Source organism: Xenorhabdus sp. SGI246, from assembly GCF_040838225.1.
Taxonomy (GTDB): domain Bacteria; phylum Pseudomonadota; class Gammaproteobacteria; order Enterobacterales; family Enterobacteriaceae; genus Xenorhabdus; species Xenorhabdus indica.
Genome location: NZ_JBFPEZ010000005.1, coordinates 54,891 through 70,220, shown reverse-complemented (window position 1 = coordinate 70,220; position 15,330 = coordinate 54,891). Strand labels below are relative to the sequence as shown.

Here is a 15,330-nt window from a genome sequence, read left to right as displayed (position 1 = left end):
TGATGTCCAATGCGGGCAGATAGCTGTCACGCTTTTCGAGCAGGGCATGGTAAGCCTCCGCCAGTTCATGCATAAAGATATCCACCGACCAGCCATCAATGGCGATGTGATGCCACATGAACAAAACATAGTGACTGTGACCGACTTGATAATGACGCAGGCGCAAACCAGGCTCTGTTGTCAAATGGAAAGGTGTCGCTAATTCAGCACGCAATATTTGCCAAAGTATCTCAACACTCTCAAGAAACTGCGTTTTGAAAACCAGCGGTTCTTCAATTATTTTTTGAAAAGAATGTGGTTGTTGATAAGAATGCAGTTGTTGATAAGTGTGATCACCGCTATTGCGGTAGACCATTTTCAGAACGGAGTGACGCTCAGCCACCTGATTGATTGCACTTTCCAGTACAGATAAGCTAACACCTTCATCCAACAACATCAGATAGGGAATATGGTAGGCATAAGTGCCCTGCTCAAACTGCTCAACAAATAGCATCCGCTCCTGAGCAAAGGACAAGGGATAACGGGCAAGCTCAATATGCGGAATGACAATAGATGCTTGCTGCCCCATCTGGGCTGCCAGTCCGGCAACTGTCTTCAATGCAAACACCTGTGCCAGAGAAACTTCCATTGCCAACGTCCGGCGAATGGTGGCGGTCAACTTAACCGCAGTCAGGGAATCGCCCCCGATACGGAAGAAATTATCTTCAATACCGATCTGTGCAACCCCTAACACTTCCTGCCAAAGCTGACAAAGTTGAGCCTCTAATTCATTACGTGGTGCGGCATAGCCATCTCTGTTTACCCAGACAGGCTCTGGTAATGCCCGGCGATCTACTTTACCGTTCAGGGTCAGGGGTACAGACTCAAGGCGGGTAAAACTGGCCGGCACCATATATTCCGGCAAGTGGTCAGATAAGTGTCTGAACAATTCATTATCCGAAAGCTCACTTTCTGCAACCGGATTTTCCGCAACCCAATAGGCCACCAGGGCTTTATTACCCTCATGTTCACGATCAATCACCACTGCCTGTTTGACTTGTGGATGCAACGCCAGGGCGCTTTCAATTTCCCCCAGTTCAATACGATAACCACGAATTTTCACCTGAAAATCATTACGCCCCAGATATTCCAGGTTGCCATCCGATAACCAGCGTACCAAATCGCCGGTTTTATACAGGCGGGTATAACCGTATTCTTTGTCTTTATCCGTAGTAAACGGATTTGCCACAAACCGCCCGGCGGTCAGTTCAGGCCGGTTTAAATACCCCCGAGCCAGTCCGGCGCCGCCAATGTATAACTCTCCGGGAGCACCAATAGGTACAAGCTGCCCGGCATGATTCAACACATAGGCATACATGTCATTTAACGGCCGGCCAATATTGGATGCGGTTATCGCGTCGTCCTGGGTTAATTTTCTGTAAGTAACATGCACGGTTGTTTCAGTAATCCCATACATATTAATCAGGGCCGGAGAGTGATCGCCGTAACGGTTCCACCAGGGTTTTAATTGAACCGGGTTCAGTTTATCTCCGCCGAAAATCACGTAGCGGAGATGGGGAAATTCAGCCTCCCTGGTCAATGATGCTTCAATAAAGGCATAAAATGCCCCCGGCGTCTGATTTAATACGGTAACTTTCTGATCAGAACAGAGGCGGCTGAATCTGCTGAAATCTTTCGTGTGCTCTGTTGTCGGAATAATCAGACGCCCGCCATACAACAAGGCGCCCCATAATTCCCAGACACTGAAATCAAAGGTGTAAGCATGGTAGAGCACCCAGGTATCATTTTGGTCAAACTGATAATCTCCCTGAGTGGCCGCAAATAAACGCACAACATTATGATGTGTCTGCAACACGCCTTTCGGTTGTCCGGTCGTCCCCGACGTATAGATGACATAAGCCAGATCCGTAGCTGTATTCACAGGCGCCGGATTTTCTGTCGGCTGGTTTTCTGTCACGGCCGGATCATCCGCCGCTATCAACGCCGGCGGCTGAGCCTGTGTCTGGGTATATTCCCCCAGTGTTGCCAGATAGTGTTTTTGGGTCACAACACAAGGTGATGCCGTATCTTGCAAAATAAACCGGAGGCGCTCAGACGGATATTGCGGAGATATCGGGACATAAGCCCCCCCGGCTTTCAGCACCGCCAGTATGCTGATGACCATTTCCAGACAACGATCCAGATACAGAGCCACCAGCGTATCAACAGGCATAGGTTTATTGTGCTGCTGCTGATACTGTGCCCGGATCACCGCGGCCAATTGGTTGGCCCGTTCGTTTAGCTGGCGATAAGTCAGCGTTTCCCCTTCAAACACCAGCGCCACGTTGTCAGGTCTGGCTGCCGCCTGAGATTCAAATTGCTGCGGGAGAGTCTGGTCTTGCGGATACGCTATATCGGGCTGGTGCCAGTTATGCAGTAATAGCTGGCGCTCTGGCTCCAATAAAATAGGTAACTCACTGACTAACAATGCAGGATTGTTAATTAAAGCAACGAATAAATTTTGTAATCGTTCAAGTATTCTGTTGATATCCAGTTCACTAAAATATTCCTGTCGATAATCTATTGTTATTTTTAGTGCCTGATTATATCCATAATCTTTCAATCGAAAGACGATAGGGTAAATATTAAACACTCCATCTACATGGTAATACTGATTTTCAGCAATTTCAGAGGCGGATTCAGAAAAACGCTCATAAAAAATAGATATATTAGGCAAAGAAAGCCTGTGTTGATTCGCTATTCGGATAAGATGAGATTGAGGAAATCTACAGTGATAGTAACTACTTTTCAGCTCGGATTCTATCAACCTAATCTGTTCAATCACACTTGCTGTATTAGAAATGCGACAATGCACTGGATATATATTTGCGCTCATGCCAACAACATATTTTTCTAATTTTTTCTTTCTTCCATGTGTGATCGTGTTAAAAGTCAACGCTTGCTGCCCGGTAAGTTCAGACATCATCATAACAACCAGGCCTGAAAAAATAGAATGCAGATTGGTTTGATATTTTTTACAAAATAACCGCAAATCCTCTTTAATTGAAAGAGGTAATATTAACGTACCATAACTACTTCCTGTCTTTGAATAACAGGGCGTTAATCGATATATTTCTTTTTCTTTTAGAAAGTTAAGCCAATAATTTTTGTCTTTTTCATAGTGAGTTTTATTTAGATATTCTCTTGCCTTGGCTACTACAGTCAAATATTGTGGAATATCCGATAACCATGCTGTTGATGTTCCGTTCTTAAGACATTTGTATAATTTATGGACATACTCATGAAGCCGGTAAAAACCGACACCATCAATCATAATATGGTGGATTTTAGTGAAAAAGTAATACTTTTCATCAGCCAGACGAATCAAGAAAACCTGATAGGGTGTTTCCTTTAAATAATCTATCGGAATTTCAATTTGTTGCCGCATCCAGAGTTTTGCTTCTTTTTCAGGTTCAGACTGCATGGCAACGTCATGAAATATAATTGATTCGGGTATACTCTGTTCTTCAATGTATTGTATCGCTTCATTCTCTGAATTAACCGATATGCGCAAGCGCAACATATCAATATGTTGATGCAATACATTCCACACCTTTTGTAAAAGGACTATATCAATCTCTTTTTCTATAAAAGTATACCAACCGAGATTGTGTATTGGACTATTTTCATAAAGTGCCTGTTCGTAAAATACATCCTCCTGAGAAGGATGAAGGCTATATACATTCGAATTCAACGCACTTTCAGGTATTCTCATAATAAATTATACGAATGCATTCCGTTCGCAAGTCACTTGCACTCTATGACACAAACGAGTAGATTGCAGCTCTATACCCAACCTCAATCAATTCATGCTTTGGTATTCATGTAATCCACTATTCGAAACCTAACGCTTTTTCACCTGTCCCGGCCTATATTATTACTTAATCTGGTAAGTCTCGTTATTATCTATCGTTGCATCACTACAGAGATTCTCGCAATCTTTCAGCATTCTCCTTTATACAAAAATAGTTGATATTTACCAGTGTTAATGGTTAATGTTCTCCATTACTGATATGAGTTACTTTATATTTCAGTTACTCTGAATAACTATTTATACCCTTCATCTCTTATTTTAATTATAACCACAATTTATTACTCACTATTAAATCAGCACATTTATTTACCTGTATAATTTTGATTGTCATTTAGATTCAAGTCTACATTATTTTTTATTTAATACAGGGTGTTTTTTAATTATTACGGAGAGAGAAATAAAAAAATTTATATAGCTCATAAATCACATACTGACATTTTATTTATTATTCAGAAGGTATAACAGGCAGGTGAATACTGAGAGAAGGTATAATTTTCAATTAAGGCATAACTAAGATACCTATTTTAAATAGGGGAATATTTAGTGAAGATTTATTATTCTTGAGGTAGGAATGGGATTGATTTTGTAGAAAAAAATTTTACTCAATGGTTTTCAAGGTACGTTATAACGGTAAGGAAGCAAATCCCCGGAAGTGATAGATTACAAAGGTGCAATGCTGAATTGGTGATTCAGTTCCAGTAACACAGCATTGTTAATCAGTTCAAAAATTAAATGTAGCGCTGACATGCTCGCCTCCTTATGATCAGTTATCTTAATGTATTTATCATCTTCCAGGCTGCAAAATTATTAACCTAATCTTAGAGTCATTTAGTACATGCAACATGTTTAAAACAATGGACAACTATACTAAGTTAATTATATTTAATAAAAAATAACAACAAAATATAAAAATAACAATTAAATTAATTATATATTAATATGAGTAACTAATTTTTCAATCCCACCTGTCAATTCAACAACCATGTTAATTAATTAGGATTAACTTGTTGGCTTTCATTAAGACAACTAAAAAAAGCCAACAAAAAAATACAAAATATTTACCAAAATTCCAGGCAGATTCTGCAAATCTAAATATACTTTAGTTAACTATTTAGTTTTTATAAAACCGATATGAAGGAGATATGCTATGTATTCTGTAAATGCCGATGATAAATTCGCATCGTTAGTTCTATATGCAGCAAGTATGTATGAACAATATCCAAATGACCCGAAACCTCCCCCAGATCCACGCATAGAAAGAGATGGATGGAAATTGACAGGTTATATTTTGGGTAACAACTTTCATTTTGAAAAAAACGCCAAAACAAATAAAAATGAATTAATGATTTCCGTAACTAATGTTATTAGTGGATATATTGCTGAGAGAATAACTAACCCCGGAGAATATTTTATTGCTCTCCGAGGAACCAAAACCCTGACAGAAGCTTTAGAAGAAATACATATAAATTATATATATCCTTGGTCTGATACACCGGATCAAGCGGTTTTTGATGGCTTTTATAAGCTATATGAGTCTCTGAAACTTATCACTCCTTACGATACGGAGATTGATTACACCCGATTCAAACTAGCAGACGCCATCGCACGATTTATCGGGACATATGGCCAATATACGATATCAGGTCACAGCCTTGGTGCTGCAATGGCAACTTACCTTATAAGAGATATCTATGATAAAGCTCCTAATGGTAGGGCATGCTTATTTGCCAGTCCAAAAACAGGGAATCAAGAATTTGTTACATATGTTGATCAGCATTTTAGGGATAACGTCGTTATTAATTATATAAATGATATAGTTCCTCGTCTCCCCTATTTTTTCGGTGAACAACTACCAAATGTTAATAAACTTATTCCGATAGATAAAGTGACAATCCATGATTCAATAATTTGTAACCATGCCTTACTCAGTTATATTGCTTTATTAAATAGATTTCAATTTTTTAATGTCCTTGATAAATATGGTACTCCAGAAGAGAATGAAACATGGAATGATTGTCTACAAGTCATATTCGGTTAAATAAATCATTACAAATTACTATTCATACAACACTCAAAGTGTCATACAATATTCAGAGGTTTTTTAAAACCCCAAAAAGGAAATATTCATAAATAACCCGAATTCTGTTTTAAGCCGTCACTGAAAAATCATCTTCCGAATAGAAAACTTTCAGTAGAATTCGGGTTAATTATCACTTTGCTGAGACTCATGTTCTAAGGTACTTTTTCTGATAATGGTATGCTGTCACGCAGTGTAGAATGACGTAAAGGTTTGACTACTGCTGCAAGCAACAAGCAGGCAAGTGCAGCAAAAGTTCCAAACGAAAAGACAGTTATTACCGGAGACAACAAACGTCCCATAAAACCTAATCCCAATGCTCCTAAAGAATCGCCAGTAACATCTTGAGCAGTGACAAAACTGTTCACTCTTCCCAATAAATGATCTGATGTATGACTCTGAACCAGGGTAAATTGCAGTAAGGATGCAAATGCATTCAAATATCCATAACAAACCAGCAACGGATACAGGAAATAAAAATGATTATCATTAATAAATGATATTGATAATGATTTTTGTTTGCAATATAATCCAATTTATTTTATTAATCTTAACCGCTGGCTAACAGAATTAATGGAGAATTATCAGGATTAACGAAGCAGGAGGCCTTCACTATTCAGCTTAGCCACGAACAACAATACCTTTGGACATCTCACTGACCGTACAAGAGGCTGCCAAAGCAGCCACTTATTTTTAAGTAATACCTACAACTTAATACCATCCCATTAATACCAGCGAAAAATCCGCATTCCTAATATAAAGGCGATAATCCCAATCACAACTAACGCAATTGAAGCGGGCACAACTTGTAATAGATCCCCACCTTCAATAAATACCTTGCGCATATTATCTGCCAGAATGGTTAACGGCAGGTATTCAACGATACTCGCCATCCATTGTGGAAAGTGTTTGTAACTGAAAAAGATCCCTGATACCAAAACCTGAACCAGAATCGAAACTTCCAGCAATCCATTTGCCGTCTGGGCTTTGCGGGCACGGGATGCTACCAAAACCGCTACACCAGAGAAACAGATATTCCCCGTGAACAACAAAAGCAAAAAGGCGTAAAACGATCCCTGTATTTCTATGTCGAAGTAAATTTCAGCAAACAGATAGATAATCAATATTTCAGCGAAATTGATGATCAGACAGGCCAGAATATGTGCCATCAGAAAGGTGGATTTACGCATCGGTGTGATGCACATTTGACGTGTTACCCGTGCAATGCGCTTCTCTGCCAATGCCCAACCGACTGCGATCAGACAGGTTTCCATAATTGCCATCGCTAATAATCCCGGCACCAGGAAATCCAGATAACGTAACCCAGGTGTTTCCAATATGAAGAGGTTTTCGTCTGCCTGTTTTCCCTCCTGTTGATTGAGCAGGTAGTAAGTCAACAGTGCATTACTGTCCTGTGGATCAAGGTAGTGAACCCGCTTCCCTTCTGCATTCTGTTCAATAAACATCTGGATATCACCACGTTTCAACCCCAGAACCACAGCATCGTGATCAGGATAATATTTAATGCGATATTTCACCTTCACCAATTTATCACGTTTGATTCCATCCTGATTGATAATGCCGGAGATCATGTGATCATGTGCTGCAAGCTGCTCTCCCCATTGTTTGATCTTCTGCTGTTCCGCAATTTCTGTAGGCAGGACGATACCGATATCCCTTTCCGGGATATCCTGAGATGAGAATGAAACGCCTAATAACCAAACCAGCAATAACGGAAAACCAAATGACCAGAACAATATTTCCGGTTCACGGAGATATTGCCGGAATTGCGTTTTCATCAGATTGATCAATGCACTATTCATGGAATCTTCTCCCTGCCAGAATCATGAACAAATCATCCAATGTTTTTCTCCTGACCATAAACTCATTGATATCTGCATTGACTTTTTTAGCAAACTCAAAAAGATAGGCTACAAAACTGGCAGAATCGTTAATCATCATACGAACCTTGTGTTTTTTCTCATCGTACTCATAACTCAGTACCTGGCTGTGTTGACTCAGTCCCTGTAAACGTTCAGGAAATGAGGTGCTCAGTTCAATCAGGTCGCCATTACAGTGCTTTTTCAACAATTCATCCATACTGCCCTGGGCAATGATTTCCCCTTTGTTCATGATACAAATACGGTCACATAAGTATTCAGCCTCTTCCATGTAATGGGTTGTCAGAAGCATTGTTGACTGTCTTTCCCGGTTAAGTTTGCGCAGAATGTCCCAAGTATCATGGCGGAAACGCGGATCAAGCCCGGTTGTAGGCTCATCCAGTATCAGGATTTCCGGCTCATTCATAATGGCAACACCCAGTGCCAATCGCTGACGCTGTCCCCCCGATAACCCCTCCACATAGGTTTTGTGTTTTTCCGTCAACTCAACCAACTCCATAACATCTTGTACCCGCTTACGTGAACAACCATAGAAACTACCGAACAGAGTCAGAACTTCTTCCACTTTCAGTTTATTGATAAACAATGTTTCCTGTAAGACACCACTGAGACGCTGCCGCAGGTAATGTGCGTCATGCTGCCATGTTTTTCCCAATACCCGTACAGAGCCTGAGTCCGGTTTTTTCAGACCCTCCAGTATTTCAACCAGTGTCGTTTTTCCCGCACCATTTGGGCCAAGCAGGCCAATAAACTCCCCACGATACACATCCAGAGAAATACCTTTCAGTGCCTGATAATCTTTGAAGGATTTCTTGACTTGGTTAAACTCAATCACTTTCTCTTCTTGATTCTGAATACCCATTCTCTGTATCTCATATGGTGATAAATTGGGAAAGGGAGGACAGTTTCGCTTTCAGTAACCCGGTAAAACGTGTGATCCCATCTTGATTGAAACAGCAGCAATTGATTTGCATGATTGGTTTCCCATCTTCAGAGAGTGTGACGTAAATATTGATGGAATCATTTTCCCATCCGGTGGATATTGATTGACTGGATAAGGTTTGTTGTTCCCGATGTTCACTTTTCCAATAGCCACTCAGATGCAATCCACCCGGTTTGTTATCAGCTATCGTAGATTTGAATGCATCCTGCAATATATTGATGTTAATCGTTGGTTGCGAAATTTCCACACTGTGTTTGTTTCGGCGGATGATGGATTGCGGCGGTCTCGGCTCCATAAACAGAAAATCAGCCAAAAAGCTTGGGTAAAGTTGAGCACGCCGGAATATTTTGCTGTAGAGCCAACTACCTGTTCGGATTGCCAGAGAATACAACCGGGGACTGTTGTGCCAACGCTGCTTAGCCATAACACCCACAGGCAGACTCCACGGGCATTCCATATGATCATAAGCACACAAAATATTTTCTCTGACTTGTTCCAGCAAGGCGACTGTTGCCGCCCCTTGTTCTGTTGCTTTAACGATGATCCTGTCCATGTTGATAGGCACCGGCATAACACGCAACATGGGTGCCATCAGCGTCTCACTTCCGGGCTGTTCCCGGCCTTCCAGCACCGAATTGAGAGAGAAACGTGACTGCCCTGTCATTTCATGGACAACCTCAGCAACCAATGTCAGAAAGGCCATCTGTAACGTTGCCTTGTGCTGTTTCGCCAGAATATTCAACAATGCGTAACTATCATCGGGAAACGGCAGGTAGAACTCGTGATCGATAAAGTTCTCCTGATTGAGGTCACGGGCGGGAAAACGCGCATAGGAATATCCCATCAAATGACGCCGCCAGAAAGCCAGATCCTGCTGCCCCTGACGTTGATAGCTCTCCCGCTCATAGCGTACCCATTCATCAATCTGCATCTGATTTGCCATGCTTTTATCTGTACGTAACGGATTTTTCTTCCCCTGCCCCCCTTGTGCATAAAATTGCCATAGTTGTTGTTCAAACAGGTGCATGGCACCTCCATCTGCCACAATGTGAGGAAAACATAAAAACAGCAGATGCTTTGATTCCTCCAGCCGGAAAAGCTGTGCCCGTAGATGAGGTGGTGATTTTAGGTCAAATGGTGTATTCAGGAATTGCCGGGCATTTTTGATAATGAACTGTTCCTGCTCATCGACATCATACCCTGACAGATCCTGTAGAGGTAAGTCGAACTCCCGGACATGGCAAGCCCGCTGCATTGGCGCATAGTCCAGAATTTCCGTACGCAGGGAGATATGCGACTGAATCAGGTTATTGATGGCTTGCTCCAGCAAGTTTGTTCGCAAGTCCCCTTCAATCAAAATACTTACCTGAATGTTGGCTGTATCCTCAAGTGCAGTGGATACAAACCAGAAACAGAGCTGAGCATACCCCAACGGGAACCAATTTCCCTTCCCTTTATTCTTCCCGGAATGATGCGCAGTCAGAGCTGTCTCGCGCTTCTGAGTATAGGTGGTCATTTCCTTCCCTCCGGGTGATTTGCCAGATTTTCCGTTTTCTGCCTGCTGCGCAGATTGACCTGTTCAGCTAATTGCTCAATGGTGGAGTGTTCATAAATCAAACCCACAGGAAACGTTACTTGCAGCCGTTGTTTAATTTTTGCGATGATCTGCACAGCCATGAGCGAGTGACCATTGAGTTCAAAGAAATCATCGAATACACCCAATGGGCCAATACCCATTTTTTCCTGCCAGATATCAGCAATAATCTCTTCTGTTTGATTACGGGGCGGTTGATAATCGACACTCAATACCGGGCGCGGATACAATTTCTGTTTATCTGTTTTCTGGGTAGCGCTCTTCTGAGTAGAAGACTTCTGTGTGGAAGCTGCGTCACTTTGCCATGAGCTTGTCTTCACCACATTTGGCTCTTGCCCTGCCGCTGTATTCTCTTCTGATCCACGGTCAATATCCGGCAGTGGTAAACCACGGGTAGAAATGGCATAAACACTGTCACCATGTGCCAATAGTAACTCCAGTAATTGGTAACCCTCTTCCGGCAGGATACCGTGTTGAATACTTTCCTGTTCCTCATCATCCTGATACCACTGGCGCAAACTATCCACCGCCATTCCGACTTCACGCCATGAATCCCAACCAATGGCAAGATAACGGGTACAGTTTTTCTTGCCCGTGTTTTTATTGATTAAATAGCGTTGATCACGTGACAAGGCATAAGCATCTTCAAAGGCATTCGCTGCACAATAAGCAACTTGCCCCATTGATCCTACGGTAGATGCCAATGATGAGCACAGGACGAAGAAATCCAGCGGTTGACGTTTAAACCAGTTATCCAATACTTGTGTTCCCACTACTTTTGATTGGAATATCTGAAGCGAATCTTCGAATCTGCGGTTTTGAATCAATCCGCCGTCCGCAATACCGGCGCAGTGGAAAATGCCGTGGATCTGTCCATGCTGGAGTACAACATCTGTTAGTGCTTTACCGACTCTGGCCGCATCTGCTAAATCGGCTGCAATGACAGAAACAGAAGCCCCCATCTGTTGTAACTGTTGCAATAAACGGATATGACATGACCGTTTGTTGTCGGCATCATGATTTTCCAGCCAATCTGACCACTCATTTTTGGGTGGCAATTCACTGCGGTTAATGAAAATTAAATGAGGCTGATAACGGCTCGCCAGATGAGTGGCTATCGTGGCGCCAATACCACCAAATCCCCCAGTGATCAGGTAATTGCCTCCTTGTCTGAATAATGACTGCGATGCAACCGGCAGTGTGACGGTTTCAATCAACGGGACATAACGATGTCTGCCACGGAGTGCTACAATATTGTCTTGTTCGTTCTGCTGCTCTGTATTCTGCCCTTCCGGTTGCCTAAGGATCTCCGCCAGTAATGTTGACATTATCGCGTTGGACTGAATGGGATTGAGTAAAGGCAGTGACCATTGGGTAGCGGGCAGTGTAATGTCAATACTCTTACACTGTACCTGCTCAAATTCTTTTGGGATCACACGACAAGGGCCAATGAGCAACGCTTTGGCAGGATCATTACAATCATGTTCGGTAATAGCATGCAGCCGATTAGAGAGAATGTTTATTCTTAATGGGCTGGTTCTTAAGACATCTGTTTTTAAAACATCTGTTTTTAAGATATCGTCTTGCAGTCCATCCGTTGTTTCCATTCCATCGGTTAAGAAGCTATCCGATGAAACGCTATCCACCGCAAATTGCCGGGCAATATGCAGTAAGGATTCATAATTTGTGAACGCTGTTTTCAATGCAATGGAGGGCGAACGAGTTATCGACCAGGCATGAATTATGTTATTCACCCGTATTTTCTGCTGCTTAAGCAAATCTGCCAAAGCCTGATAGTCTTCACTGTGCTGCGGATTAATCGTTACCTGACGGGAAGTGGTATCGGTATGGAAATGCTTGCCCTGTATCACCCGCCAGACTTCACCCCCCAATTGTGTCAGTGCCGTCGTTAAGCGCTTTCCTATCCCGGCCCGATCCATAAAAATCAGGAAAACCTGACCGTTCAAACTGACATGATCCAGCACTGGTACGGTCATCTGTTTCCAGCGAACCTGATGGCTCCACTGTTCCAGTGGTAGTCGTCCATTAGCCGGTACAGATTGGCCGGCATGAAGAGGGTTACGATATGAGTCATCATCAACCAATGTATCCAGACTGTAACGCTGATGCTGGAATACGTATCCGGGCAGAGGAAGGCGATGTCGCTTCTGTTGCCGATAAAACGCAGCCCAATCTACAGATATTCCCTGCTGCCACAACTGTCCCAATATATTCAACAAATACTGCCGATCCTGAATATCTTGTTTGATCCCACGTGTACTGCTGAGCACTCGTTGATATGCCGATATCCCCGTACTCTGTATTTTTGCCAGTCCGGCCAAAGTGCTGCCCGGCCCGACTTCTAATAAGACCGGTGTTCTTGGCGATGAAGATTTTTGAGACTGAACTTTTGCAGGTGCCATTTGTTGGGACAACAAGCACGCAATACCTTGACTGAATGAGACCGGCTCACGTAACTGACGAACCCAATAATCGGGAGATGTTGCTTGTTCAGCCGTGATCCATGTTCCTGTTACACAAGAGATAAATGGCAATCTGGGCGCTGATAATGATATGCCATCAAATGCCTGCCTGAACGGCTCCAGACAACCATCCATCATGGCACTGTGGAAAGCATGGGATGTATGCAGCGCCCTGACTTCGATGCTATTTTCAGTTTCTTCCGCAAGACGGCCTTCCAGCGCTAATATGGCGTCAGTTTCACCGGATACGACACAAAGCTCAGGAGCATTATAAGCAGACAGTGTTACGCCTTCACTGAGATAGCCCTGTAATGTTTTTGCATCAAGCCCCACTGCTAACATTTTACCGGCAGGCATCTGATTCATTAACCCTGCCCGCCTGACCACAATCTTTAATGCATCCTCTAAGGTAAATACGCCAGCAAGGCAAGCTGCCACATATTCACCTATACTGTGACCGATACAAGCTGCCGGACGAAGCCCCCAATCCATCAGTAACTGGCTTAACGCATATTCAACAACGAACAAGGCGGGTTGGGCATAGCGCGTTTGATACAGAGCCGATGTTTCATCACGCTCAGCGGAGTCAAAGATCAGCGTACGGATATCTCGTCCCAGTAAGGAAAGCAGGATCACCGCACATTTATCAACAGTTGTTTTAAATTGCGGCTCCTGTTCATAGTATCCCTTCATCATGCCGGAATACTGGGCCCCTTGCCCGCTGAACATAAAGACTACTGATGAAGAAACTGTACGTACTGTATTTTCCTGTACCGCATTTTCCTGTGCTGTTTGGGATAAATAATTGTCCAGCGCCGCAATAGCGCTTTTGTGATCATGGCATACCAGACTATGTCGGTAATCCATTTCGTGACGACCGACATGCAGGGTGTACGCGATATCAGCCAATGGCAATTGAGGCGATTTTTCCAACCACTGACGAAATTTCAGCATATTTGCCCGTAATGCTGCGGGTGTTTTGGCTGAGAAGCACAGTAGCTGCTGCGAATGAGCGGGGCCTGATGAGGGAACACGGGGGGCTTCCTGTAAGATCATGTGGGCATTGGTTCCTCCGATACCAAAGGAACTGACCCCCGCGCGACGAACACCCCGACTCTGCCACTCCTCTCCTTTTATCGGGATATAAAATCTTGAACCAGTCAGATTAATTTCCGGATTCAAGCGGGTAAAGTTAACCGCGGGTGGCAGATAACGGTGTGTCAGCATCTGTGCAACTTTCATGACTCCTGTTACACCCGCAGCAGAATCTACATGCCCCAGGTTGGCCTTTACCGAAGCAACTGCACAACGTATCCGGTCGGTTAACAGCTCGCCGGCCAATTGTTCCTGAGCCAGTTGCTCCTGAGATAATAACTCCTGAACCCTGACAGCCTGCTGATCATAAGCATTAAGCAACGCTTTCATCTCCATAGGATCCCCAAGATAAGTAGCTGTGCCATGTGCTTCTATATAACTGATACTCTCTGCCGGAACATCTGCCGCCAATAATGCGCGCCGGAGTACCGCAGTCTGGCCTGCAACTGAAGGTGCGGTAAAACCGATTTTCTCCGCCCCATTGTTATTTACCGCAGAACCTTTGATAATTGCATAAATATGATCGCCGCTGTCCAGTGCATCCTGTAACCGTTTAAGCACCAGAACACCGACACCATCGCCACCCAATGTACCGGATGCCTCAGCATCAAAAGTACGACAATGCCCATCATGGGATAGAATGCCACTACCATCAAAGTGATAGCCGCTGTGGGATGGAAAACCGATATGAACACCGCCACCTAGCGCAATGTCACATTCTCCCGCCAGCAAAGACTGACAGGCATAGTGCAAGGCCACCATTGAACTTGAACAGGCAGAGCCAATGGTAAAACTCGGCCCCCGCAAGTTGAGCTTATAAGATACCCTGGTCGAAAGCAGGTCGTTATTATTACCAAATAACAATATGTCCGACAAAAAGCGCCGCATTACCGTGGGGTAATTCAACAAATAGTGCAGTAAATAGCTGCTGCTGGAACTGCTGGCATATACACCGATTACTCCGGGGAATTTCTCCGGTGTATAGCCGGCATTTTCCAAAGCCAGCCATGAGGTTTCCAGAAACAGACGCTGCTGTGGATCAATGGACTGCGCTTCCCGTGGCGAATAACCAAAAAATTCCGCATCAAAATCTTCTGGGTGGTCTAATACGGAAGCATTGCGAATAAAGTCGGCTCGCGAACGAGCCTCCATTGATATTCCTTCTGCATCCAGTTCAGCATCGCTCAGTGGCCTGATGGATTCAACACCGGCAGCGATATTCTGCCAGAATTGTTCAATATCATTAGCACCGGGAAATTGCCCGGCCATACCAATAATGGCAATTTCAAAACCATGCAACATTGATTGTGTCATCTGAAATTGATCCACCTGAACTTTATTAACATCGGTGTTATTCATAATCTGCTATTCCTCTTCCCGTTTG

6 protein-coding genes and 1 pseudogene are annotated in these 15,330 nt (G+C 43.4%); 1 reads left to right on the top strand and 6 read right to left on the bottom strand.

Annotated elements, in window-relative coordinates; translation table 11 throughout:
- Positions 1 to 3,733, bottom strand: a 3,733-nt coding sequence (locus ABLA85_RS02115) for an amino acid adenylation domain-containing protein (protein ID WP_367960937.1), incomplete at its 3' end; no start/stop codon positions are given.
- Positions 3,734 to 5,000: 1,267 nt separating this feature from the next.
- Here ABLA85_RS02115 and ABLA85_RS02110 point away from each other — a divergent pair.
- The gene (locus tag ABLA85_RS02110; protein WP_367960935.1) at positions 5,001 to 5,891 is read left to right on the top strand and encodes a lipase family protein; all 891 of its coding nucleotides are present in this window, start codon (positions 5,001 to 5,003) and stop codon (positions 5,889 to 5,891) included.
- A gap of 194 nt (positions 5,892 to 6,085) precedes the next feature.
- On the opposite strand, the pseudogene ABLA85_RS02105 reads toward ABLA85_RS02110, so the two are convergent.
- From ABLA85_RS02105 to ABLA85_RS02085, 5 genes and pseudogenes are all read right to left on the bottom strand, one after another.
- Positions 6,086 to 6,388: pseudogene (locus ABLA85_RS02105) on the bottom strand (enterobactin transporter EntS); the annotation flags it as partial.
- A 267-nt stretch (positions 6,389 to 6,655) separates the two neighbouring features.
- Positions 6,656 to 7,753, bottom strand: a complete 1,098-nt coding sequence (locus tag ABLA85_RS02100; protein WP_367960932.1) for an ABC transporter permease — start codon at positions 7,751 to 7,753, stop codon at positions 6,656 to 6,658.
- Complete coding sequence (locus ABLA85_RS02095) at positions 7,746 to 8,693, bottom strand: ABC transporter ATP-binding protein (protein ID WP_367960930.1); 948 nt, start codon at positions 8,691 to 8,693, stop codon at positions 7,746 to 7,748. Before ABLA85_RS02095 ends, ABLA85_RS02100 begins: the two co-directional genes overlap by 8 nt.
- 10 nt (positions 8,694 to 8,703) lie before the next feature.
- The gene (locus tag ABLA85_RS02090; protein ID WP_367960928.1) at positions 8,704 to 10,290 is read right to left on the bottom strand and encodes a condensation domain-containing protein; all 1,587 of its coding nucleotides are present in this window, start codon (positions 10,288 to 10,290) and stop codon (positions 8,704 to 8,706) included.
- A complete protein-coding gene (locus tag ABLA85_RS02085; RefSeq protein ID WP_367960926.1) occupies positions 10,287 to 15,305 on the bottom strand; it encodes an SDR family NAD(P)-dependent oxidoreductase in 5,019 nt (1,672 codons plus the stop codon). The genes ABLA85_RS02090 and ABLA85_RS02085 overlap by 4 nt, the downstream gene beginning before the upstream one ends.
- Positions 15,306 to 15,330: the final 25 nt, after the last annotated feature.

What these genes read in the sequence shown, in the direction of transcription:
- ABLA85_RS02110 (WP_367960935.1), top strand. Translation starts at nt 5,001, where the DNA reads ATGTATTCTGTAAATGCCGATGATAAATTCGCATCGTTAGTTCTATAT.
- ABLA85_RS02100 (WP_367960932.1), bottom strand. Translation starts at nt 7,753, where the DNA reads ATGAATAGTGCATTGATCAATCTGATGAAAACGCAATTCCGGCAATAT.
- ABLA85_RS02095 (WP_367960930.1), bottom strand. Translation starts at nt 8,693, where the DNA reads ATGGGTATTCAGAATCAAGAAGAGAAAGTGATTGAGTTTAACCAAGTC.
- ABLA85_RS02090 (WP_367960928.1), bottom strand. Translation starts at nt 10,290, where the DNA reads ATGACCACCTATACTCAGAAGCGCGAGACAGCTCTGACTGCGCATCAT.
- ABLA85_RS02085 (WP_367960926.1), bottom strand. Translation starts at nt 15,305, where the DNA reads ATGAATAACACCGATGTTAATAAAGTTCAGGTGGATCAATTTCAGATG.